We start from the raw sequence: 21,189 nt of genomic DNA on the forward strand, positions 1-21,189 counted from the left end.
GGTTGCGGGAGCCGGATTTGAACCGACGACCTTCGGGTTATGAGCCCGACGAGCTACCAGACTGCTCCATCCCGCGTCTGTGTGGCGGCATTCTACAGAGGATCGCCGGTCTGTCAACCGATCAGGCGAAAAAAACTGTTCTCGTTCAATCGCTTAGCTTGAAAAAGCAGCCTTTGAATCAGCCTCGGGGGCATGCTGCACAAGGCTTTCAGCTCTATTGAAGGGCTCTGGCCGATTGAGGAAATAAATTCATCTTCCGATTTTTCTGGCGCCGGGCAGGAGAAATCAAACTACTGGTGCTATATACAGTTCTCGGTGAGATACTGTCGCCCTGTTTCGTGATCGACCTCTTGCTTCCATGAACTCTGCCTTTATATGACGCAGCGCAAAATCATCCACATCGACTGCGATTGCTTCTACGCCGCCATCGAAATGCGCGACGATCCGCAATTGGCCGGCAGGCCGATGGCGGTGGGCGGCTCGGCGGAGCGACGCGGGGTGATCGCCACCTGCAACTATGAAGCCCGTGCCTTTGGGGTGCGTTCGGCCATGTCCTCGCGGCATGCGCTGACGCTGTGCCCCGACCTGCTGATCGTCAAGCCGCGCATGGAGGCCTACCGGGAGGCGTCGAAAGAGATTCATACGATCTTTCGCGACTACACCGACCTCATCGAGCCTTTATCCCTGGATGAGGCCTACCTGGACGTCTCCGACAGCCCCAACTTTGCCGGCAGCGCCACCCGTATCGCCCAGGACATTCGCCGCCGGGTCTCCAATCAGCTGCATATCACGGTGTCGGCCGGGGTGGCGCCGAACAAATTCCTGGCCAAGATCGCCAGCGACTGGAAAAAACCCAACGGCCTGTTCGTGATCACCCCGGACCAGGTCGAGGACTTTGTTTCGGCCTTGCCGGTGAACAAGCTGCATGGCGTGGGCAAGGTCACCGCCGACAAGTTGGGACGCCTGGGCATCGTCAACTGCGAGACGTTGCGCGAATGGAGCAAGCTGGCGCTGGTGCGCGAGTTCGGCAGTTTTGGCGAGCGCCTGTGGAACCTGGCCCGGGGCATCGATGAGCGGCCGGTGCAGAACGACAGCCGTCGGCAGTCCATCAGTGTGGAAAACACCTACGACGTCGATCTGCCCGATCTGCAGAGCTGCCTGGATAAACTCCCGGAGCTGATGCAGACCCTGGCCGGGCGGATCGAACGAATCGACAGCAGCTACCGTCCGGGCAAGCCGTTCGTCAAAGTGAAGTTTCACGATTTTACCCAGACCACGCTCGAACAGGCGGGGGCAGGGCGGGACCTGGAGAGTTATCGGCAGCTTTTGACCCAGGCGTTCAAGCGCGGGGACAGGCCGGTGCGGCTATTGGGGATTGGTGTGCGTTTGCAGGATTTGCGTGGCGGGCATGAGCAGCTGGAGTTGTTCAGCCTTTCCTGAAAGCCCAAACACCCTGTAGCCGCTGCCGAGCCCCGAGGCTGCGATCGAGGTGGGCGGCATTCCGACGCAGTCCTCGCAGAGCCTGAGCGCGCGGTTTACCAGGAAGAACAGGTTGCCCGGTTTACGGCCGTTGGCCGATCGCAGCCTCGCAAGCTCGGCAGCGGCTACAGGTGTGGTGTGCCAGCCTGTAGCCGTTCCAAGTCAATGGGCGCCAGGATCGGCGACCAGGCGGCCGGCGTTCTTGGTCAGCGACTTGAGAAACTCGCTTTGCAGCTCCGGATCGTTGCGGGTCAGCTCGATCAGGCTCTGCTCCAGTTCGCTGGCTTCCTCTTCCAGACCCAGTTCGGAGAGACGCTTGACCCGGTGCACCCACTGGCTCACTTCGTCATCCTCGAGGTCGTCGAAGATCAGGTTGTGCGCTTCCAGTAGCTTGCCGCGCAGGGTGTTGCTGATGGCCAGCGACGAGTCGGAATGCACGTCGTCCTGGGCATCCGCGACGCTGATCTGCAGCTGGCCGATGTGGTTCAGGTCCTGCTCGGAAAACGGGCTGTCCAACAGGTTCAGGCGCAGTATGCCGTTGCGGTCGGTGCTCAGCTCATGGGTTTCCTTGCCGGCCTTGACCTGCACCGGGCGTTCGCTCCAGGGCAGGCTCGAATACTCCACGCGCTTGTCGCGCTGGACTTCATCGATCCCCGCCAGGTTCTGCTGCGCCCGACCGTGGGACTGCACGTTCATGAACGGGTTGAGCCCGGCCACGCCGTAGCTGATCCAGTCCTTGGTGACGCTGTCCGGCAGGTTGCCCAGGGTAAACACATTGACCACGTTGGCGCCGATACCGGCGACCACGGCTACCGCGCCCAGTGGGATCTCGTAGAGCTCCCGCCAGGGTTGATAGGGCGTGTAGCGATCGTAGCGGCGCGTGACTTCGAACTCGGTGACTTCGAAGGTCTTCTGCTCGTGGATGCGCACCCGGCGTTGCGGCAGCTCAAGCACCTTAGGCTCACCGACATCGATCTGCAGGCTGTGATCGAGCAATTTGCGCTCGACACGTTCCTCGTGCTCGCTGCGTTGCGACATCTGGTTGGCACAGCCGCTGAGCAACAGGGCGCCGCACAAGGCGGCGCCACCGAGGCTTAAGGTGTTTCGCTTGAACATGACTTCTCTATCTGGTTTCAGCGACGGATACGGGCTTGGAGGAAGGACAGCACGTCAGCCACTGGCAGCGCTTGCGCCTCGGCTTCGGTACGGCTCTTGTATTCCAGGTTGCCTTCGGCGAGGCCGCGGTCGCTGACCACGATCCGGTGTGGAATGCCGATCAGCTCCATGTCCGCGAACTTGATGCCCGGGCTGGTCTTCTTGTCGCGGTCGTCCAGCAGCACTTCGAAGCCGGCGGCGGTGAGTTGCGCGTACAGCTTGTCGGTGGCTTCGCGAACCTGCTCGGTTTCATAGCGCAGCGGTACCAGGGCGATCTGGAACGGGGCCAGGGCGTCGCTCCAGATGATGCCGTTCTCGTCGTTGTTCTGCTCGATGGCCGCAGCCACCACGCGGGACACGCCGATGCCGTAGCAGCCCATTTCCAGGGTGACCGGCTTGCCGTTCTCGCCCAGCACTTCGCACTTCATCGCCTTGCTGTACTTGTTGCCCAGCTGGAAGATGTGCCCGACTTCGATGCCGCGCTTGATTTCCAGGGTGCCCTTGCCGTCCGGGCTCGGGTCGCCGGAGACGACGTTGCGCAGGTCGGCCACGGTTGGGACCGGCATGTCGCGTTCCCAGTTGAAGCCGAAATAGTGCTTGTCGTCGACGTTCGCGCCGATACCGAAGTCGCTCATCAGGGCCACGGAACGGTCGACGATGATTGGCAGCGGCAGGTTCAGCGGGCCCAGGGAGCCGGCGCCGGCGCCGATGGCGTCACGCAGTTCGGCTTCCGAAGCCATGACCAGCGGGCTGGCGACGCCAGGCTGGTTGGCGGCCTTGATTTCGTTCAGCTCGTGGTCGCCACGGATGATCAGGGCGATCAGCTTGCCGGCTTCCTCGGCGTGCACCACCAGGGTCTTGACGGTCTTTTCGATCGGCAGGTTGTAGCCTTCCACCAGCTGCGCGATGGTTTTCGCGTCAGGGGTGTCGACCAGGCGCAGTTCTTCGCTCGGCGCCGGACGCGAGGTTTCCCGTGGCACGGCTTCGGCTTTCTCGATGTTCGCCGCGTAGTCGGAGCCGTTGCTGAAAACGATGTCGTCTTCGCCGGACTCGGCCAGTACGTGGAATTCGTGGGAGCCGGCGCCGCCGATGGAGCCGTTGTCGGCTTCGACCGGACGGAATTTCAGGCCCAGGCGGGTGAACACGTTGCAGTAGGCCTGGTGCATGCGGTCATAGGTGATCTGCAGCGATGCCTGGTCGGCGTGGAAGGAGTAGGCGTCCTTCATGATGAACTCGCGACCGCGCATCAGGCCGAAGCGTGGACGGATTTCATCGCGGAATTTGGTCTGGATCTGGTACAGGTTGATCGGCAGCTGCTTGTAGCTGCTCAGCTCGTTGCGGGCCAGATCGGTGATCACTTCTTCGTGGGTCGGGCCGGCGCAGAAGTCGCGACCGTGGCGATCCTTGAAGCGCAGCAGTTCAGGGCCGTACTCCTCCCAGCGACCGGATTCCTGCCACAGTTCAGCCGGCTGGGTGCTCGGCATCAACACTTCAAGCGAGCCGGCGGCGTTCATTTCTTCACGAACGATGGCTTCGACCTTGCGCATCACCCGCAGGCCCATCGGGAGCCAGGTGTACAGGCCCGAGGCCAGTTTGCGGATCATGCCGGCGCGAAGCATCAGCTGATGGCTGATTACGACCGCATCGGAAGGCGTTTCTTTCTGTGTGGCGAGCAAAAATTGACTGGTGCGCATGGTAGGCCGTTGTCGGTTGCTGAAGACTAGAAATGACGAAGCATTGTACGGGCGAGAACCGTTGGCGTACAGGATTGCGGCCGGGGGAGGTCGGGGCGCCGGATGAATGCCGGTATGCCCCGGGGTTTCCTAGGGTTCTTCGCTGATCGCAGTAGCGGGTGGAGGCGCGGGTGGCGTGGCTTCGGGCGCTTGCGGCGGTTCGGCGCGGCGGCTTTCCTGGAACCAGTGCAGGGCGATCAGGATCAGGGTCGGCACGCCGAGCAGAGCGGTGATCAGGAAGAAGTCGTGATAGCCGAACTTTTCCACCATGACCCCCGAATAACCGCCGATCAGGCGCGGCAACAGCAGCATGATCGAGCTGAGCAGGGCGTACTGGGTCGCCGAGAACTTCAGGTTGGTCAGGCTCGACAGGTAGGCGACGAAGGCCGAGGTGGCCAGGCCCGAGCTGAAGTTGTCCAGGGAAATGGTCACCACCAGCATCTGCAGGTTGGGGCCCATGTCGGCCAGCATCAGGAACAGCAGGTTGGTCGCGGCCGAGGCGGCGCCGCCGATGAACAGGATCGGCAGGATGCCGAAGCGCACGATCAGCAGGCCGCCCATGCCGGCGCCGACCAGGGTCATGATCAGGCCGAAAATCTTGCTGACGCTAGCGATCTGGTCCTTGGTGAAGCCCTGGTCGATGTAGAACACGTTGGCCATCACGCCCATCACTGTGTCCGACATCCGGTAGGTAGCGATCAGGCCCAGCAGCAGCAGGGCTTGCCAGCGGTAGCGCAGGATGAAGTCGTTGACCGGCGTCAGCACCGGGGCCAGGCCGCGGCGACCCATGGCCGACAGGCACAGCGCGGTCAGAATGGTGTAGAGAATGGCGCGCAGGAACGCCCGGTCTTCCAGCAGCAGGTCCAGCAGGCTGACACCTTCGAACAGCACGCTGGCGAAGTCGGTGTTGTACAGCTGGGTGAACATCGCCGGCACGGACACCAGCAGCACGATCAGCACGAATACCGACACCAACTGGTGCAAGAAGCTGTAGCGCCCGGCCGACAGCTGGGTGCGCAGCGGCACCGGCGGTTCGCGCATGAACAGGGTGGTCAGCAGGGCCGGGATCATCAGCACGCCGAACAGCACATAGGTGCCGGTCCAGGCCGAGTGCTTGTAGCTGAAACCGGTGGAGCCGAAACCTTCGGCAAAGAACAGGGCGCCAGCGGTGGCCAGCAGGGCGGCGACGCGGTAGCCGGACATATAGGCGGCGGCCAGGGCAGCCTGGCGGCTGTCTTCGGCGATTTCCAGGCGGTAGGCGTCCACCGCGATGTCCTGGGTGGCCGAGGCAAAGGCGACGATAACGGCAATGGCGATCAGCCAGGACAGGTGCTTTTGCGGATCGCAGAAACCCATGCCGATCAGCCCGAGTAGCACCAGCGATTGCGACAGGACCAGCCAGGAGCGGCGGCGGCCGAGTTTGCCCAGCAGGGGCAGGCGCCATTGGTCGAGCAAGGGCGACCAGACCCATTTGAAGGCGTAGGCCAGGCCGATCAGGCTGGCGTAGCCAATGGTCTCGCGGGCCACACCGGCTTCGCGCAACCAGACTGAAAGTGTCGAAAACACCAGCATGTAGGGCAGGCCGGCGGCGAAACCAAGCAGCAACAGCACGAGCGTCGAGGGGCTGGCATAGGCGGCGAGCGCGGCGCGCCAGGTTTTACGGGGCATGGGCTGGAGTCTGCCTCAAGAATTACGGAAACAAAGCGCGCACTCTAACCGCTGTGCTCTACCGGACGCCAGCCATGGCGCCGAATATCCACACGATTGTTCAGGATCGAGACACCTTCCATACGCAGTCGCGCGCGCTGTTCGTCGCCCGATGCACTGCCCACGGGCAGGCTGATGCGCCCGCCCGCGCCCAGTACACGGTGCCAGGGCAGGGTAGTGTCGGCGGGCAACCGGCTGAGGGTACGTCCCACCCAGCGTGCGGCGCGACCCAGGCCCGCCATTTCCGCCAGTTGTCCATAGCTGACTACCTTGCCTTCCGGGACCTGGGCCAGGGTCAGATAGAGCGCCGTGCGTCGGATTTCGGCGGGGCTTTGGTCGGCGTCGAGCGGTTCGATCACGTTCGGGTTTCCTGATGCAGGCCTGTAAACCGTCTGTAGGACAAAGGGTTTATTAACCGTTGAGGATTGAACTCACTATAGATAGTCGAGTCAGTCCCTACCTGAGGTTTTATTCATGTGGATAATGCCGGTTTTTTTCGCAAACTCGAGTCCTGTATCTGTTTATGTTGTCCAGAACCCTGTTGTGCCTTGCCGTTTTCAGTACCTCCACACCTTTACTCGCCGATACCGTCTGGTTGAAGAACGGTGACCGTCTGACCGGCAAGATCAACGTGTTCGATGGTGGCAAGTTACTGATCCAGACCGAGTATGCCGGGGCCATCCCGATCGACTGGAAGCAGGTCAAGACGCTGGAGAGCGATCAGGAGCTGCTGGTCAAGCAGGACGCCTACACCGGCGAGAAGGCCAAGTCCCTGCACGCGGCGGAAGACGGCAAGGTCACCCTGGCCAATGGAGATACGCCGAAGACCGTTGAACTGGCGAGCATCCAGCAGATCATGAAGCCCAAGCCAGTGGTCGAGGATCTGGTGTGGAAGGGCAATGTCGACATGGCGCTGGACTATCAGCGGGCGGAAAAGGACACCGACGACTACGACATCGACTTCAAGACCTCGGCGCGCCACGGCAAATGGCGACACACGGCGGAAGGCGAGTACAACCGCGAATTCCAGAACGATGTCGTCACCACCGACAACTGGCGCGCCGAATACGCACTGGACCGCTTCCTCACCGATAAGTGGTTCTGGCAAGGGCGGCTGAACTACAAGCGTGACAAGGTCGAGGATCTGGCCCGCCAGCGTGTGGTGGGTACCGGCCCGGGTTACCAGTTCTGGGATAACGAACTGGGGGCGTTCTCCCTGGGTTCGCTGCTCAACCGCACCGACTACGAGTACAAGGATGGCGGCAAAGACAACTTCTATTCCCTGGCCATGAAGTGGGACTACAACCGTTACCTGATTGGCAAGCGGGTCGAGCTGTTTACCAATGGCGAGGTGGGCAGGCCGCTGTCCAATATTGCCGATTACGCCCTGGATGCCGAAATCGGCCTGCGCTACAAGGTCACGGAGTGGGCGTCGCTCAACCTCAAGGCCGAACGGGACATCATCAGTGGCACCAAGGAGAGCGATCTCAACAAGACCCGTTACACCGCGGGGTTTGGCGTCGCCTGGTAAGCTCACAGGCCCTGAAATGAAGAAGTCCCGCGGTTTGCACCGGCGGGACTTTTTTGTTTGGCAGCGCAAGTGCTGTCTCAATAGCGCTGTGTCATGCCCGGCTCAACTGCATGCGCCTTGACGGGCGCCTGTCTGGTACTGGCATTCGCTCTGCAGGCTGCCGTCCTGGTTCCAGAGGCGCATCCAGCCATGCTCTTTGCCATCCAGGTAATCCGTAGATGATTCCATCTGACCGTTTTCGTACCAGGTAACGGCAGGGCCTTCGAGTTTCGCGTCCTTGTAGATCTTGTGATCCTTGAGCTGGCCGTTGTCGTACCACGCCTTGAAGTCGCCCTGCTCGCGGTGCTGTTCATCCCATTGCCACTGGAGGGTTTGCGCGCCCTGTTCGTTCCAGAGGGCATAACTGCGCTGGGTGCCGTGTTCGTCGTTGAATTGTTTCTGCTTTACCTTGCCGTTGGGGTGGTACTGGATTTGCCAGCCCACGGGCTGGTTGTCGACGAAATCGACTGTGCTTTCCAGGGTGCCGTCAGGGTAGTAGGACAGGCTCGGGCCGACTTTCTTGCCGGCAACGAACTGTCCGCTGTCTTTGATCTGGCCATCCGGGTAGTAGCTGATAGCTGGGCCGTCCGGCAGATCTGCACGGTAGCTGATGCGCCCGACCCGCTTGCCGTTCTCGTCGTACTCCAGGTATTCGCCGTCGACGCGTTTGCCCTGGCGCCAGTTGTAGGAGTCGGCGACTTTGCCATTGTCGTGATAAGTGCTCTGCCAGCCCTCGAGGAGACCGTCCCGATAGTTCGAGCGTTTAACCACGACACCGCTCTCGGAGTAGGTCAGCGCCTCGCCCTGGCGTTTGCCATTGAGGTCATAACCAACGCTGTGGCGGACCTGTCCGTCCGGGTAGTAGGTTTTCGAGGCGTGAACAGCCTGGCCCGAAACGAAGTCCTCGGCGCTGACGAAATAGTCCCGGCGCAGGGTGCCTGACTCGACGTAGAAGATTTTTGCGTTCCAGGCCTTTTGCCGGTCGTCGTAGCTCATCGGCATCGTCAGGAAATACGAGGCCTGGCCTTGGCCTGTCGGCGCATAGTGTTCGTCGAGGTAGAGCTTGCCGTCGACCAGGGAGGCTGTCAGTTCAGCGCACTCCTGGGCGGTGCAGGGCCGCACTTTTTCGAAAAAGGCTCGTTTTCCGTCGCAGTCTGAAAGTGTCAGCAAAAGTGGGGTCTGATCATCGATCAGCTGCTGGATTTCTTCCAGGACCTGGCCGAACGACTCCGCGGGGATGCCTGAGGATTCCGGCGTGAGGTAAACCTCGTTGCTGCCGCAACGATGGGCGCTGGAAAGCTCCAGCAGCACTGCGCGCCGCAACTCGGGTTGTTGTGTCGAGTCCTTGGCAATGTAGCTGGCGTTGCTGTCCATGCCGACGATGACCGTTGGATGGTCGGGGCGAGGTGTGGCGTTGAGTGCGAGAGGGAGGGCGAGTGTGAGCACCGCTGCGCTCAACAACTTCCAGTGTCTGAACGGCATCCTGCTATTTCCATATGATTGTCCGAGGGGGCGGATCATATAGCGTGGGTGCCATTAAGCAAAAACATCCGGGCACAAAAAAGCCCCGCTTTGAGGGCGGGGCTTTTTACTGTTTCAGTACAAGTTAGATAACTTGAACTTCTTCAGCTTGCATGCCTTTCTGACCGCGGGTAGCGATGAAAGAAACCTGTTGGCCTTCTTTCAGGCTTTTGAAGCCGTCGGATTGGATAGCTTTGAAGTGTACGAACAGGTCGTCACCGGATTGTGGAGTGATGAAGCCGAAGCCTTTTTCATCGTTGAACCACTTAACGGTACCGGTTTGGCGATTAGACATGGTGTATCTCCTTGGACAAAGTTAACTGCGACTCAGGAAAAGCCCTGGCCGAGACTGAGTGCAAAGAGCAGGAAAAATTCTTGGAGATGGTTGGATCGAAATTCAACATCGTGTAGAGATTCTCAGTGACACAAGCAGCACAGTGGCGCCACCTTAACCCTTTTTCCGGAACCTGCCAATGTTCTTTGCCAAGGATTCGCGCTTTTAGTGACTGGCGGTGCCGTACATAGCCTCCAGCCCGCAAGTATTGCGGCTTTCAGCGAGAAAAGCGGTGCAGACTTTGAACCCGCAGGCGCACCCCGGTAAGATGCCGGACAGATTTTTTCCACCTCGCTATTTCAGGACACCCGCCATGAGCATCAAATCGGACAAGTGGATTCGCCGCATGGCGCAAGAGCACGGCATGATCGAACCTTTCGTGGAGCGCCAGATGCGTGGCGAAGGCTCGGATCGGCTGATTTCCTTCGGTGTCTCGAGCTACGGCTACGATGTGCGTTGCGCCGATGAGTTCAAGGTGTTCACCAACATCAATTCGGCCACCGTCGATCCGAAAAACTTCGACGCCGGCAGCTTCGTCGACATCAAGAGCGACGTGTGCATCATTCCACCCAACTCCTTCGCCCTGGCCCGCACAGTCGAGTACTTCCGCATTCCGCGCAACGTGCTGACCATCTGCCTGGGTAAAAGCACCTACGCCCGTTGCGGCATCATCGTCAACGTCACCCCTCTCGAGCCTGAGTGGGAAGGCCATGTGACCCTGGAATTCTCCAACACCACCACCTTGCCGGCGAAGATCTACGCCAACGAAGGCGTGGCGCAGATGCTGTTCCTGGAGTCCGACGAAGAGTGCGAAGTGTCCTACAAGGACCGTGGCGGCAAGTACCAGGGCCAGCGTGGCGTGACCCTGCCGCGTACCTGACTCCGTCGTCTGACGAATAGCGGGAATTCCTCAGCGGGCAGATACTCTAACCAGAGGACTGCCCCGGTTTGCGCACAGCGGACCGTGCTTAGCTCAGGAGTGCCCCATGAAGATCGATCCGCTTATAAGCGCCACACTTGCCAGACTTGAGCCCAATCAGGTCGGCGTCCTGGCCTGGTCACTGCTGGCGCACCCCAGTGTGGCAGGCGGCATTCCCGGTCAGCCCGACCCGGATACCCCGCAACCCGCCGAGCCGACCGAACCAGGCGAGCCGACCTTGCCGGACGAGCCTCCTCCCGCTCCTGTCGCCTGATTGACGCTACCCCCCAGAAAAAGGCCAGCCCGCCGAACCTCATCGAGGTCCCGGCGGGCTGGCCTTTATCCATAGGGCTTACTTCAGGTTACCGCTGAGGAACTGCTGCAAGCGCTCGCTCTTCGGATTGCCCAGCACCTCTTCCGGCGCGCCTTCCTCTTCCACCAGGCCCTTGTGCAGGAACAGCACCTGGCTCGACACCTTGCGGGCGAAACTCATTTCATGGGTGACCATGATCATGGTCCGGCCTTCCTCGGCCAGGCCCTGGATCACCTTGAGCACTTCGCCCACCAGCTCCGGGTCGAGGGCCGAGGTGGGTTCGTCGAACAGCATCACTTCCGGCTCCATCGCCAACGCCCGGGCAATCGCCACCCGCTGTTGCTGGCCACCGGAGAGAAAGGCCGGGTACTGGTCGGCTACCCGGGGGAGCAGGCCGACCTTGTCCAGGTAGCGCCGGGCGCGCTCCTCGGCGTCCTTCTTGCTGACGCCCAGCACCCGGCGCGGGGCCATGGTGATGTTCTCCAGCACCGTCATGTGGCTCCACAGGTTGAAATGCTGGAACACCATGGCCAGGCGCGTGCGAATCCGCTGCAGTTCGTCGGCGTCGGCCACGTGCATGCCGTGGCGGTCCTTGACCATGCGGATCGGCTGGCCGTCCAGGCTCATGGCGCCGTCGTCCGGGGTTTCCAGGAAGTTGATGCAGCGCAGAAAGGTACTTTTACCCGAGCCGCTGGCGCCGATCAGGCTGATCACGTCGCCGGTCTTCGCCTTGAGCGAAACACCTTTGAGCACTTCATTGTCGCCGTAGCATTTATGCAGGCCTTCAATGGTCAGTTTGTACATGGGGCATGCATCCTCAAGGCGAAAGTAGGTAGCCGCTGCGATAGGCTTCGCGGCCGGCGACATGGGCGATCACCATGCCGGCCGTGGCCATGCGGCGCAGCGAGCGGGCGTAGAGCAGGCCGGCGCAGCTGCAATGAACGGGGGTGACGCGATCGTTGATCGGGTCGATGACTTCGGCCACCTGTTGCCCGGCTTCCAGGTACTCCCCGGGCAGGGCGGTGAACACCAGCAGGCCGCCCACGGGCGTGGCCACCGGCTCCACGCCGGCCAGCGGCGTGGCCGAGTAGGGCAGATCGGGCAGGGGCGGAGCCTCGCCGGCGATGGCGCCGAAATGGCCCAGGTAATCCAGTATGGCCTGGCAATCCCGGCTGGCCAGGTTGTGGTTGACGTCGCCCTGGCCGCGCAGCTCGACGGTGACCGAGAAGCTGCCCAGGGGAATGGCGAAGCGCTCGCCGAAACGCTGCTGCAATTGCCACCAGAGCAGGGTGAAGCATTCGTCGAACGACTGGCCGCCGGAGTCGGTGGCCAGCAGGCTGGCTTGCGAGCCGATGTAGCGGGCCAGCGGCTCGACCTGCGGCCAGGCCTCGGGCGTGGTGTACAGATGGGTTACGGCTTCGAAATCGCAGTGCAGGTCCAGCACCATGTCCGCGTCGCAGGCCAGGCGCTGCAAGGCCAGGCGCTGGGACTGCAACTGAGTGCCGGCGGTCTGCCGGGCCAGGGCGTCGCGCAGGCTGGCGCGGATGATTTCGCGGTTGTGCCGTGGGTCGTCGCCCAGTTGGCCTTCGATGTCGTTGCCGACTTCTTCGCCGAGGTCGAGGAACCAGCGGTTGAAGTTCTGCCCGCTTTCCAGCTCGTAGCGGCCCAGCGGCACGTCCATCAACACCTGTTCCAGGCCGGCCGGGTTGGCCACCGGCACCAGGACGATTTCGCTGCGCAGGCGGCCCTGGGCCTCCAGTTCCGCCAGGCGCGCCTTGAGGTGCCAGGCCACGAGCATGCCCGGCAGTTCATCGGCGTGCAGCGATGACTGGATGTAGATCTTGCCTTCGGCCCGCTCGGGGCCGAAGTGAAAGCTGTGGATCTGGCGCGAGGTCCCCGGCACCGGGGCGAGCAGATCATGAGTCTGTTGGCGCATGGATGATGATTTGCCTTGTTCTAGTGGGTCGGCCCGAGGAAGGCCAGCCAGCGGCGTTCGGCGAGACGGAACAGGCCGACCAGCGCGAAGGTCACGGTGAGGTAGATCAGCGCGGCGATGCCGAAGGACTCGAAGGTCATGAAGGTTGCCGAGTTGGCGTCGCGGGCGACTTTCAGCACATCCGGGATGGTCGCGGTGAAGGCCACGGTGGTCGAGTGCAGCATCAGGATCACTTCGTTGCTGTAGTAGGGCAACGAGCGGCGCAGGGCCGAGGGCATGATCACGTAGGCGTACAGTTTCCAGCCGCTGAGGCCGTAGGCCTTGGCCGCCTCGACCTCGCCGTGGGCCATGCTGCGGATCGCCCCGGCGAAAATCTCCGTGGTGTAGGCGCAGGTGTTCAGGGCGAAGGCGAGGATGGTGCAGTTCATCGCGTCGCGAAAGAACGCATCGAGCATGGGCTGGGCGCGGACCGCGGCGATGCTGTAGATCCCGGTGTAGCAGATCAGCAGCTGGATATAGAGCGGCGTGCCGCGAAACAGATAGGTATAGAACTGCACCGGCCAGCGTAGGTAGAGCTTGGGCGAGACCCGGGCGATGGACAGCGGGATCGACACCAGGAAACCGATGAAGATCGAGGCGCTGAGCAGCCACATGGTCATCGCCAGGCCGGTGACGTTGTAGCCGTCGCTGTAGAGGAAGGGTCTCCAGTATTCCTGCAGGAGCTCAATCATCGCACCGCCTCCCGCGAGCCCGCGGCATAACGGCGTTCGAGCCAGCGCAGGACGATGTTGGAGGCGCTGGTGATGACCAGGTAGATCAAGGCCGCCAGGACCAGGAAGTAGAACAGCTGATAGGTGCTCTTGCCGGCATCCTGGGCCGCCTTGACCAGGTCGGCGAGGCCGATGATCGACACCAGCGCGGTGGCCTTGAGCATCACCATCCAGTTATTGCCGATACCCGGCAGGGCAAAACGCATCATCTGCGGAAACACCACGAAGCGAAAACGCTGGCCACGCTTGAGGCCGTAGGCGGTGGCGGCTTCGATCTGCCCGCGCGGCACGGCGAGGATGGCGCCACGGAAGGTTTCGGTGAAGTACGCCCCATAAATGAAGCCCAGGGTGATGACCCCGGCGCTGAACGGGTCGATCTCGATGTATTCCCATTCCATGAAGTTGGTGAAGGTGGTCAGCCAGGTTTGCAGGCTGTAGAAAATCAGCAGCATCAGCACCAGGTCCGGTACGCCGCGGATCAGCGTGGTGTAGAGCTGGGCGGGCAGGCGCAGCAGGCCCAGCTGCGAGAGTTTGGCGCTGGCGCCGAGCAGGCCGAGCAGGACGCTGAGTAACAGCGACAATACCGAGAGTTTGATGGTCATCCAGGTGCCTTCCAGCAACAACGGACCGAACCCCTTGAGGCTGAAGGCGGAAAGCCCAAGGGTTTGCAGAAGTTCTTCGAACATAAATCAGAGACCTGTGGCGATAAAAAAGGCGCCCATCGAGGATGGGCGCCAGGACCTTATTTACCGCTGTAGAGATTCAGATCGCCAAAGTGCTTTTTCTGAATGGTGGCGTAGGTGCCATCGTCGTGTAACGCTTTGATACCTTTATCCAGAAGGGCCTTGAGCTCTTTGTTACCTTTGGAGATACCGATAGCTGTCTTGGACGGCAGCAGCGGGCTGTCCACCGGTTTGCTCACCTCGTAGTCGGCGCCCTGTGGCGACTTCAGGAAGCCCAGTTCGGCTTGCAGCATGTCCTGGATCGACGCATCGAGGCGCCCGGAAATCAGGTCGGCATACACCTGGTCCTGGTTCTGGTAGGCCTGGGTCTTCACCCCGGCCTTGTCCAGCACGGCCTTGGCGTAGGCTTCCTGGATAGTGCCCTGCTCGTAGCCGACGGTTTTGCCCTTGAGCGATGCGGTGTCTTCGGTCAGGCCGGAACCTTTCTTGAACACGAAGGAAGTCGGGCCGGAGAACAGTTCGTTGGAGAAGTCGATGACTTTCTCGCGGGCCGGAGTGACGGTCATGGACGAGATCACGCCGTCGAATTTATTGGCTTTGAGGCCCGGGATCATGCCGTCGAAGTCGCTTTCGACCCATTTGCACTTGACCTTCAGTTCGGCACAGATGGCATTGCCCAGATCGATGTCGAAGCCGACCAGGCTGCCATCGGCGGCCTTGGATTCAAAAGGTGCGTAGGACGGGTCAACGCCGAAGCGCAGTTCCTTGTATTCCTTGGCCAGCGCGGAACCGGCGGCCATGCAGAGAGCCAGTGCAGAAAGGGTCAGCAATGCTTTTTTCATTATTAAATCCCTAAAAACCAATATGAGCGCTTGTGGCGCATTAGTACTGTTACTGCAACGCGTCAGACTTAATGAAAGTAGCAATTTCCGAACCAGAGTCCCGAACAACTGTTTTAAAAGGTGGTGCGAGAGCCTGCCGTGCGTCGGCCGCGCCCCAAAAAAGAGCGTGTGGGAAGCCTTGCATCAATAGGGCGCGTGGGCGATTTCGCGCAGGAAAGGGCGCGGCTGCCGGGAGCGTGGCAGGGCCGGATCGGCGAGGGGAGTGAAGCGTTACCGGGCTCAAGCCCGCCCCTTGTGGAGAGGGGCGGGCTGGCCGGTGTTACTTGCCTGGCGCCAGGGTCAGGCGGGTCTTGCCGTAGAGGCGGTCGAAGTTCTGCGGTTGCAGCGGCAAGCTCAGGTACTGGCCCTTGAGCCAGGCGTCGATGCCGTTCAGGTAGTTCGGGCTGGCCGGGTTGCCCGACTGGCCGCTGCTGTTGATGACGCTCAGCGGTTCGCTCTGGCCGAAATCGACGATCAACCGTAGCGCCGGCGCCTCGGTCACCGTGAAGTCCTGGCCCCAGCGGTACGGCGAGCTGTTCAGGGTGCTGTGATCGCCACCGGCCTGCAGCGGCCCGCGAACGACCTGGCCATTGGCGTTCTTCCAGTGGTAGCTGTGCAGCTTGCCCCATTGCCAGGCCCTGCGGTCGCCACCCAGCTGGCTTTCACCGGCGCTGATGGCGGCGGCCAGGCTGCGGGCGAGGATCGCCGGCTTGTCTTCTTTCTGTGGGGTACGGCTGTCATCCCAGAACGGGCTGTCTTCCTGGCCCAGCAAATGGTCGGCCTGGGCCGAGTAGGACAGCGCGCCGTTGGCCACCAGGGCCTTCCAGGCCGGGCTGGATTCCGAACCCAGTTTGTCGAGGAAGATCTGCCGGGCGCTTTCCTGCAGGAACAGCTCATAGATCGCCGCATCGGCCGATACCGGGCTGAGTTTGCCGTCGAACGCCATCAGGCGGCTGTAGGCCTCGCGGGCCTTGCTGCGCTCGGCTTCGGGCAGGGCGTCGATGGCTTTCTTCAGGGGCTGCGCCATGCCGGGGGCTTCGAACATCTTCTTCAGCTTGGCGGCGAAGGGGGTGGTCTGGTCGTACTGCATGGCGATCATGCTGCGGCCGTCGTGCTTGCCGCTGCCGGCCAACTCGGCCAGGCGTTCGCCACGCTCGGGGTAGTACCAGGAGTTGGACAGCTGCATGCCATAGCCGTGGGGGATGATCCGCTGGTTGGCGGTGCCCAGCCAGCCCTGGGCCGGGTCCTGGTCATAGGGGTGGAGCATCGGGTCGGCATAGCCGTCCCAGTCGTAACGGCCTTCCCAGCCCGGCGACGGCAGCAGGCCTTCGCCTTCACGGCGGTTGGGGAAGCGGCCGGTGACCTGCCAGCCGATATGGCTGGCATCGGCGAACAGCATGTTCAGGCCGATAGCGCGGATCTCGCGGCTGGCGTCGGAGGCTCGCTCCACGTTCTGCGCCCGCGACAGGTCGAAAAACGCGTCCAGGCTCTTGTCGTCCTTGAGGTCCGGCTGTTGCAGGGCCAGGCCGTAGCCGCCGCTCAGGTTGCTGGCGCTGTTGAGCAGGGCGCCGTGACGGGTTTCATAGACCACCTCGCGAATCGGCCGCTGGCCTTTGACGAAGTAGGTTTCGTTGCGCACCACGGCCGGCAGCCATTTGCCGTTGGCTTCGTAATACAGCGCATTGCCCTGGCGCTTGAGTTTTTCCAGGAACAGGTCCTGGTTGTCGCCCGCGACCGAGGTCATGCTCCAGGCCACCTTGCCGTTGAAGCCCTGGATGATCATCGGCAGGCCGGCGATCGAGGCGCCCGCGGCCTGGTACTTGGGCGCGCGGATCTGCACCAGGTTCCATGCCGGCGAGTGGCTGTCGGCGGCCAGCAGGCTTTTGCCGCTGCGGCTGCGCTGGGGAGCGATGGCCCAGTTGCTGGCGCCGGCGACGCTCAGCGGGTTGAGTTCGCCAAGCTTGCCGGCGGCGGCACTGATTTCGCTCAAACCCGGGACATTCAGATTGAGGCCCTTGAGCTTGTCGCTCTCGGCCAGCGGCAGCGCTTCGTCCGGGTAGCTCGGGGTCAGCCAGGCGAGCTTGTCGGCGCCAACTTTCTGCGCCAGCACCAGGGCGTTGATTTCTTCCGGCAGGTTGGCCGACTGGCTGAAGTTCAGCAGGCAAAAGATCAGCGCCGAATCTTCCGGTTTCCAGTATTCGGGCTTGTAGCCGGTGGCGGCCAGGTCTGGCGGCAGCTTGTCGCGGTAGCGGAACAGGTAGGCGTTGACCCCGCGGGCGTAGACCTCGAAGAAGCGCTTGATCCTCGGGGACGAGGCTTTGTACAGCTCGCCGGCACTGTTCTTCAGGTTGACCGCGCGCATGTAGCGGTCGACGTCCAGCACGTCGGCACCGGACATCTCGGCCAGCCGGCCCTGGGCCAGCAGGCGCAGGGTCACCATCTGGTTGATCCGGTCGCTGGCGTGCACGTAACCCAGGGCGAACAGCGCATCGTGGAAGGTGCTGCTTTCGATCAGCGGCATGCCCATGGCATTGCGCCGGACCGAAACGTTCTGGGCCAGGCCCTTGAGCGGTTGCACGCCGGAGGTCGGCGGCAGGCTGTCCTGGGTGTTCCATGACTGGCAACCGGCCAGGCTGAGAACGCCGGCCACTGCCGCGGCAACGCCGAACCGGGGAAGAAAATGTGAGAAGGCTGGCGAGGCCATGGCAAAGCTCCTGCGGGGGGGTAGCGTCGATAAAGGCGCTACGTTAGTGAGCAGGCGAGTGCCGCGCAAGCGGGGGCTGAGAGTATTTCTGCGTTGCCGGATAAATAGCCCGCGCCGGCCGTTCGGTAGTTGCCCGGAACAGAGCAGCCACTGCTGTTTGCCGGCCGGCAGTGGACTATCGGGCCTCAGGATTTGGGTGGGTTGATCCGGGCGGCGATGGCATAGGCGCGCGCGGTCGCGGGGCGATCGAGGATGCGGTTGAACCAGCGGTGCAGGTTGGGGAAGTCTTCCAGGTTCTGGCTTTGCCACTTGTGGGAGACGATCCACGGATAGATCGCCATGTCGGCGATGCTGTATTCGCTGCCGGCGACGAAATCGCGGTCCGCCAGGCGTCGGTCCAGCACCCCGTACAAGCGCGCGGTTTCATCGACGTAGCGTTTGATCGCGTAAGGGATTTTCTCCGGGGCGAACTGGCTGAAATGGTGGTTCTGCCCGGCCATCGGTCCCAGGCCGCCCATCTGCCAGAACAGCCACTGCAAGGCTTCCTGGCGTCCACGCAGGTCCTTGGGCAGGAACTGCCCGGTCTTTTCCGCCAGGTACAGCAGAATCGCCCCGGACTCGAACAGCGACAGCGGCGCACCGCCATCGGCAGGCTGATGATCGACGATGGCGGGGATCCGGTTGTTCGGCGCGATCTTCAGGAACTCGGGCTTGAACTGCTCGCCCTGGCCAATGTTGACCGGGTGCACGCTGTAGGGCAGGCCGGTTTCCTCGAGGAACAGGGAAATCTTGTGGCCGTTGGGGGTGGTCCAGTAATACAGGTCGATCATGGGACTCTCCAGGTAAACGAAGGACATTCTGTTACGGATAGCCAACAGTGGTATTCGGTGGTCCGGTCTACGTTCGACGGCTTGCCTGTCTGGAGAGGTGATGTTGAAGTGCGTGGAATTCAATGACCCGACACGAGAAAAGTCAGCATGGAGCTTCAGACCAATGCAGCGCTGATCCTGATCGATCAGCAACAGGGCATCCTGCACCCCAGGCTTGGGCGGCGTAACAACCCCGAGGCCGAGGAGCGCATCGCCGAGTTGCTGGCTTACTGGCGCCAGACCACGCGGCCGCTGATCCATGTGCAGCACCTGTCGCGCAGCGAGCAGTCGGTGTTCTGGCCGGGGCAGTCGGGGGTGGAGTTTCAGCAGCGGTTTTTGCCGCAGGGCGCTGATGCGGTGATCCAGAAGCAGGTGCCGGACGCCTTCTGCGCCACGACCCTGGAGGCCGATTTACGCAAGGCCGGGATCGGCCAGCTGGTGATTGTCGGTGTGGCGACCCACAACTCGGTGGAATCGACGGCGCGGACCGCCGGCAATCTGGGGTTCGATACCTGGGTGGTGGAAGACGCCTGCTACACCTTCGACAAGGTCGACTTTTTCGGCCAGGCCCACAGCGCCGAGGAGGTGCATGCCATGTCGCTGGGCAACCTGCATGGCGAGTATGCGACGGTGATCGATTCGAGACAGATCCTGCGACGTGATCTGTAGGAGCGAAGCTTGCTCGCGATGCAGGCGACTCGGTTAATCGAGTTGATCTCATCGCGAGCAAGAGCTAGGCGCCCCCTTGCTCCTACATAGAAGCAGGACAAAGACACAGCATTACGGCATCAGGCGCCGTGACACTTCTTGAATTTCTTGCTGCTGCCGCATGGGCAAGGGTCGTTGCGGCCGACATCTTTCAAGGCGTTGCGCACCGGCTCCTGGTGAGCGTGGTTGCAATGCGGACCGTGAACATGGCCGTGGTCGTGATCGTGGTGGTCATGATCGTGGTTGCAGTCAGGGCCATGGACATGGGGTTGCTGGGTCATCGAGGTTGCTCCGGAATAAAATCGGCGGGAATTATCTCGCCTTTGCGCGCCAGGTGCACGTCATGGCCGATGAATAATCCGGTTTCCAGCAAACCGTCCAGGCGATAGGGGATCGGTTGCTGCGGTTCCTTCAGCCATTTCACCACCTGGCGTATCTGCGGCCACAGGTTGGTGCGCACGGGGACCTGGAAGTAGGCGCTGTGCTTGGGGCCGATGGTGAACCAGTGTTCATGTTCCCCCTCCGCCAGCAACACGTCGCCGAGATGAATCCGGTATTCCAGGGCGCGGACGGTCAGGTCGGCATCGTTGGGGTTGTCGACGCGAAAGTGCAGGCGCAAACGCTGCTCCAGCAAATTCGCCTTGATCACCTCGACCTTGACCAGGTGCACCTGCGGGTCGAGGGTGTTGTCGACGAACCACGAGGCACAGCCTGAAAGCGCCAGCACCGTGAGCAGTCCGAAGGTCCGTAGTGCGCGCAGCTGAACGACCATGGCGTTACTCCGTTTGAACTCCCAGTCTAGCAACCGCGGAGCGCACGCGAGGACAGGCTCAGGGGCGGGGATTCAGCTGGCGAAATAGCTGGCGCAGCACTTCTTGAATTTCTGCCCGCTGGCGCAGGGGCAGGCATCGTTGCGGCCGGCCTTGAGTTGCACGGTCGGGTCGATGAAATACCAGTGCCCGCTGTTCTGCACGAAGGATGAGCGTTCGCGATGGCTGTGTTCGCCAGTGTTGTCGTGCCAGCGTGCGGTGAAGGTGACGAAGGCGTGTTCCGGCTGGCCGCCGAAGACTTCCGAGCTTTCGACTTCCAGGCCCAGCCAGGTGCTCTGCGCGCTCCAGTCGCTGATGGACTGGCGGTCCAGGCCGCTCTGTTGTGCCGGCAGCGTGGTGGCCACCAGGTAATCCACCAGGCCCAGCACGTAGGCACTGTAGCGCGAGCGCATCAGGGCCTCGGCGCAGGGCGCGGGGTGGCCGGCATGGTAGTGGCCGCAGCAGGCGTCCAGCAGGTTGCCGCTGCCGCAGGGACAAATAGAGGTACTCATCGCATTACCACCAGTACTTTCCGAAGTTTTCCGGATTCGCCCAGAACCTGGAGTTGAGCCAGTCGGGCACTTGTTTGTATTCAAGCAGATCGTAGGTGAACAGGGTCAGGACCTGTTCGTCGCGCTGGAAACGTTCGCTGGCCTGCAGGGCCAGGGAGAAAAAGTCGGTCTCCTTCCAGCCGCAGGCATTCAGGTCGGCCAGTACCGCGATGCGGCTGGCGTTGAGATTGCGGATCCCGCCGAGCAGGTTCAGGCCGTCGCGCTTGGGCAGATGCTCCAGGCAGTCGACCGCCAGCGCCAGGTCGAAACGGCGCGCCGCCAGTTCCGCCGGCAACGGGCCGGGCGCGGTCTGGGCGATGACGGTTTCGGGGCGAGCCTGGCGAAAAGCCTCCAGGGCTGGAAACCCGCTGGCGCCGATCAACAGCAGCTGTCGTGGGGCGTAGCGGTCGAGCAGGGCGGCCAGGGCCTGCTGGGGCGTGCGCGAAGAAATACCTGCGGTCATCGAAGTTCCTCAATCTTTGAGTGGCAAAGACTAGCCTGCCCGGACCCGCGGGCCTAGAGCCGTTTTGTCTGAAATGACAGCCGT

The 21,189-nt window shown here is 62.0% G+C and carries 22 protein-coding genes and 1 tRNA gene; 5 read left to right on the plus strand and 18 right to left on the minus strand.

Translation table 11 applies throughout. The features are described 5' to 3' along the window. Positions 1–2: 2 nt before the first annotated feature. Positions 3–76, minus strand: a tRNA-Met gene (locus PVZ80_RS22690). 299 nt (positions 77–375) lie between these two features. On the opposite strand from PVZ80_RS22690, the gene dinB reads away from it, so the two are divergent. Then, on the plus strand, positions 376–1,440 hold the full coding sequence (gene dinB, locus PVZ80_RS22695) for a DNA polymerase IV (RefSeq protein WP_009047344.1): 1,065 nt from the start codon (positions 376–378) through the stop codon (positions 1,438–1,440). A gap of 201 nt (positions 1,441–1,641) precedes the next feature. Here the strand turns inward: dinB and PVZ80_RS22700 are convergent, their stop codons facing one another. The 4 genes from PVZ80_RS22700 to PVZ80_RS22715 all read right to left on the minus strand — a co-directional run bounded on the left by PVZ80_RS22700 (position 1,642) and on the right by PVZ80_RS22715 (position 6,433). After that, the gene (locus PVZ80_RS22700) at positions 1,642–2,595 is read right to left on the minus strand and encodes a hypothetical protein (protein ID WP_009047345.1); all 954 of its coding nucleotides are present in this window, start codon (positions 2,593–2,595) and stop codon (positions 1,642–1,644) included. A 17-nt stretch (positions 2,596–2,612) separates the two neighbouring features. Then, positions 2,613–4,328, minus strand: a complete 1,716-nt coding sequence (locus PVZ80_RS22705) for a proline--tRNA ligase (protein WP_009047346.1) — start codon at positions 4,326–4,328, stop codon at positions 2,613–2,615. Positions 4,329–4,457: 129 nt separating this feature from the next. Beyond that, entirely contained in the window at positions 4,458–6,035 is a 1,578-nt protein-coding gene (locus PVZ80_RS22710; protein WP_028681821.1) for an AmpG family muropeptide MFS transporter, read from the minus strand. Between the two features lie 44 nt (positions 6,036–6,079). Beyond that, the gene (locus tag PVZ80_RS22715; protein WP_009047348.1) at positions 6,080–6,433 is read right to left on the minus strand and encodes an MGMT family protein; all 354 of its coding nucleotides are present in this window, start codon (positions 6,431–6,433) and stop codon (positions 6,080–6,082) included. 164 nt (positions 6,434–6,597) lie between these two features. Here PVZ80_RS22715 and PVZ80_RS22720 point away from each other — a divergent pair, with 164 nt between their 5' ends. Beyond that, positions 6,598–7,605, plus strand: a complete 1,008-nt coding sequence (locus PVZ80_RS22720; RefSeq protein WP_257374681.1) for a DUF481 domain-containing protein — start codon at positions 6,598–6,600, stop codon at positions 7,603–7,605. A 102-nt stretch (positions 7,606–7,707) separates the two neighbouring features. On the opposite strand, the gene PVZ80_RS22725 is transcribed toward PVZ80_RS22720, so the two are convergent. Both PVZ80_RS22725 and PVZ80_RS22730 read right to left on the minus strand, forming a co-directional pair. Then, positions 7,708–9,126 (minus strand): toxin-antitoxin system YwqK family antitoxin, encoded by a 1,419-nt coding sequence (locus PVZ80_RS22725; RefSeq protein WP_273864584.1) that lies wholly within the window; start codon positions 9,124–9,126, stop codon positions 7,708–7,710. 124 nt (positions 9,127–9,250) lie between these two features. Then, the gene (locus PVZ80_RS22730) at positions 9,251–9,460 is read right to left on the minus strand and encodes a cold-shock protein (RefSeq protein WP_002554837.1); all 210 of its coding nucleotides are present in this window, start codon (positions 9,458–9,460) and stop codon (positions 9,251–9,253) included. A gap of 352 nt (positions 9,461–9,812) precedes the next feature. On the opposite strand from PVZ80_RS22730, the gene dcd reads away from it, so the two are divergent. Beyond that, the gene (dcd, locus tag PVZ80_RS22735) at positions 9,813–10,379 is read left to right on the plus strand and encodes a dCTP deaminase (protein ID WP_009047351.1); all 567 of its coding nucleotides are present in this window, start codon (positions 9,813–9,815) and stop codon (positions 10,377–10,379) included. A 106-nt stretch (positions 10,380–10,485) separates the two neighbouring features. Continuing rightward, a complete protein-coding gene (locus PVZ80_RS22740) occupies positions 10,486–10,692 on the plus strand; it encodes a hypothetical protein (RefSeq protein WP_016702032.1) in 207 nt (68 codons plus the stop codon). 78 nt (positions 10,693–10,770) lie between these two features. On the opposite strand, the gene PVZ80_RS22745 is transcribed toward PVZ80_RS22740, so the two are convergent. From PVZ80_RS22745 to PVZ80_RS22775, 7 genes are all read right to left on the minus strand, one after another. After that, positions 10,771–11,535, minus strand: a complete 765-nt coding sequence (locus PVZ80_RS22745; protein ID WP_009047353.1) for an ABC transporter ATP-binding protein — start codon at positions 11,533–11,535, stop codon at positions 10,771–10,773. Between the two features lie 13 nt (positions 11,536–11,548). After that, on the minus strand, positions 11,549–12,667 hold the full coding sequence (locus PVZ80_RS22750; RefSeq protein WP_273864585.1) for a succinylglutamate desuccinylase/aspartoacylase family protein: 1,119 nt from the start codon (positions 12,665–12,667) through the stop codon (positions 11,549–11,551). 20 nt (positions 12,668–12,687) lie between these two features. After that, positions 12,688–13,398 carry an ABC transporter permease gene (locus tag PVZ80_RS22755; protein ID WP_009047355.1) on the minus strand — a complete coding sequence of 237 codons (711 nt, stop codon included), beginning with the start codon at positions 13,396–13,398 and terminating at the stop codon, positions 12,688–12,690. Further along, positions 13,395–14,123, minus strand: coding sequence for an ABC transporter permease (locus PVZ80_RS22760; protein ID WP_009047356.1), 729 nt, complete (start codon positions 14,121–14,123; stop codon positions 13,395–13,397). The genes PVZ80_RS22755 and PVZ80_RS22760 overlap by 4 nt, the downstream gene beginning before the upstream one ends. A gap of 56 nt (positions 14,124–14,179) precedes the next feature. Further along, positions 14,180–14,962: a transporter substrate-binding domain-containing protein gene (locus tag PVZ80_RS22765; RefSeq protein WP_009047357.1), complete on the minus strand. Its 783-nt coding sequence runs from the start codon at positions 14,960–14,962 to the stop codon at positions 14,180–14,182. Positions 14,963–15,281: 319 nt separating this feature from the next. Further along, complete coding sequence (locus tag PVZ80_RS22770) at positions 15,282–17,705, minus strand: penicillin acylase family protein (RefSeq protein WP_273864586.1); 2,424 nt, start codon at positions 17,703–17,705, stop codon at positions 15,282–15,284. Positions 17,706–17,890: 185 nt separating this feature from the next. Continuing rightward, positions 17,891–18,535: a glutathione binding-like protein gene (locus tag PVZ80_RS22775; protein WP_009047359.1), complete on the minus strand. Its 645-nt coding sequence runs from the start codon at positions 18,533–18,535 to the stop codon at positions 17,891–17,893. 147 nt (positions 18,536–18,682) lie between these two features. Here PVZ80_RS22775 and PVZ80_RS22780 point away from each other — a divergent pair, with 147 nt between their 5' ends. Then, complete coding sequence (locus tag PVZ80_RS22780; RefSeq protein ID WP_273864587.1) at positions 18,683–19,243, plus strand: cysteine hydrolase family protein; 561 nt, start codon at positions 18,683–18,685, stop codon at positions 19,241–19,243. A 119-nt stretch (positions 19,244–19,362) separates the two neighbouring features. Here the strand turns inward: PVZ80_RS22780 and PVZ80_RS22785 are convergent, their stop codons facing one another. The 4 genes from PVZ80_RS22785 to PVZ80_RS22800 form a co-directional block, all read right to left on the minus strand. Then, positions 19,363–19,563 carry an SEC-C metal-binding domain-containing protein gene (locus tag PVZ80_RS22785; protein WP_007923047.1) on the minus strand — a complete coding sequence of 67 codons (201 nt, stop codon included), beginning with the start codon at positions 19,561–19,563 and terminating at the stop codon, positions 19,363–19,365. Then, positions 19,560–20,054 (minus strand): LEA type 2 family protein, encoded by a 495-nt coding sequence (locus tag PVZ80_RS22790; protein WP_009047361.1) that lies wholly within the window; start codon positions 20,052–20,054, stop codon positions 19,560–19,562. The genes PVZ80_RS22785 and PVZ80_RS22790 overlap by 4 nt, the downstream gene beginning before the upstream one ends. Before the next feature lie 72 nt (positions 20,055–20,126). Further along, a complete protein-coding gene (locus tag PVZ80_RS22795) occupies positions 20,127–20,603 on the minus strand; it encodes a YchJ family protein (protein WP_124307790.1) in 477 nt (158 codons plus the stop codon). A gap of 4 nt (positions 20,604–20,607) precedes the next feature. Next, entirely contained in the window at positions 20,608–21,105 is a 498-nt protein-coding gene (locus PVZ80_RS22800) for a DUF6231 family protein (RefSeq protein ID WP_273864588.1), read from the minus strand. Between the last annotated feature and the right edge of the window lie 84 nt (positions 21,106–21,189).

Source organism: Pseudomonas sp. B3G-3 (genome assembly GCF_028640915.1).
Classification (GTDB): Bacteria; Pseudomonadota; Gammaproteobacteria; order Pseudomonadales; family Pseudomonadaceae; genus Aquipseudomonas; species Aquipseudomonas chlororaphis_I.

Excerpts from the sequence above, each read along its gene's own strand:
- dinB (WP_009047344.1), top strand. The coding sequence starts at position 376 with ATGACGCAGCGCAAAATCATCCACATCGACTGCGATTGCTTCTACGCC.
- PVZ80_RS22700 (WP_009047345.1), bottom strand. The coding sequence starts at position 2,595 with ATGTTCAAGCGAAACACCTTAAGCCTCGGTGGCGCCGCCTTGTGCGGC.
- PVZ80_RS22705 (WP_009047346.1), bottom strand. The coding sequence starts at position 4,328 with ATGCGCACCAGTCAATTTTTGCTCGCCACACAGAAAGAAACGCCTTCC.
- PVZ80_RS22710 (WP_028681821.1), bottom strand. The coding sequence starts at position 6,035 with ATGCCCCGTAAAACCTGGCGCGCCGCGCTCGCCGCCTATGCCAGCCCC.
- PVZ80_RS22720 (WP_257374681.1), top strand. The coding sequence starts at position 6,598 with ATGTTGTCCAGAACCCTGTTGTGCCTTGCCGTTTTCAGTACCTCCACA.
- PVZ80_RS22725 (WP_273864584.1), bottom strand. The coding sequence starts at position 9,126 with ATGCCGTTCAGACACTGGAAGTTGTTGAGCGCAGCGGTGCTCACACTC.
- PVZ80_RS22730 (WP_002554837.1), bottom strand. The coding sequence starts at position 9,460 with ATGTCTAATCGCCAAACCGGTACCGTTAAGTGGTTCAACGATGAAAAA.
- dcd (WP_009047351.1), top strand. The coding sequence starts at position 9,813 with ATGAGCATCAAATCGGACAAGTGGATTCGCCGCATGGCGCAAGAGCAC.
- PVZ80_RS22740 (WP_016702032.1), top strand. The coding sequence starts at position 10,486 with ATGAAGATCGATCCGCTTATAAGCGCCACACTTGCCAGACTTGAGCCC.
- PVZ80_RS22745 (WP_009047353.1), bottom strand. The coding sequence starts at position 11,535 with ATGTACAAACTGACCATTGAAGGCCTGCATAAATGCTACGGCGACAAT.
- PVZ80_RS22750 (WP_273864585.1), bottom strand. The coding sequence starts at position 12,667 with ATGCGCCAACAGACTCATGATCTGCTCGCCCCGGTGCCGGGGACCTCG.
- PVZ80_RS22755 (WP_009047355.1), bottom strand. The coding sequence starts at position 13,398 with ATGATTGAGCTCCTGCAGGAATACTGGAGACCCTTCCTCTACAGCGAC.
- PVZ80_RS22760 (WP_009047356.1), bottom strand. The coding sequence starts at position 14,123 with ATGTTCGAAGAACTTCTGCAAACCCTTGGGCTTTCCGCCTTCAGCCTC.
- PVZ80_RS22765 (WP_009047357.1), bottom strand. The coding sequence starts at position 14,962 with ATGAAAAAAGCATTGCTGACCCTTTCTGCACTGGCTCTCTGCATGGCC.
- PVZ80_RS22770 (WP_273864586.1), bottom strand. The coding sequence starts at position 17,705 with ATGGCCTCGCCAGCCTTCTCACATTTTCTTCCCCGGTTCGGCGTTGCC.
- PVZ80_RS22775 (WP_009047359.1), bottom strand. The coding sequence starts at position 18,535 with ATGATCGACCTGTATTACTGGACCACCCCCAACGGCCACAAGATTTCC.
- PVZ80_RS22780 (WP_273864587.1), top strand. The coding sequence starts at position 18,683 with ATGGAGCTTCAGACCAATGCAGCGCTGATCCTGATCGATCAGCAACAG.
- PVZ80_RS22785 (WP_007923047.1), bottom strand. The coding sequence starts at position 19,563 with ATGACCCAGCAACCCCATGTCCATGGCCCTGACTGCAACCACGATCAT.
- PVZ80_RS22790 (WP_009047361.1), bottom strand. The coding sequence starts at position 20,054 with ATGGTCGTTCAGCTGCGCGCACTACGGACCTTCGGACTGCTCACGGTG.
- PVZ80_RS22795 (WP_124307790.1), bottom strand. The coding sequence starts at position 20,603 with ATGAGTACCTCTATTTGTCCCTGCGGCAGCGGCAACCTGCTGGACGCC.
- PVZ80_RS22800 (WP_273864588.1), bottom strand. The coding sequence starts at position 21,105 with ATGACCGCAGGTATTTCTTCGCGCACGCCCCAGCAGGCCCTGGCCGCC.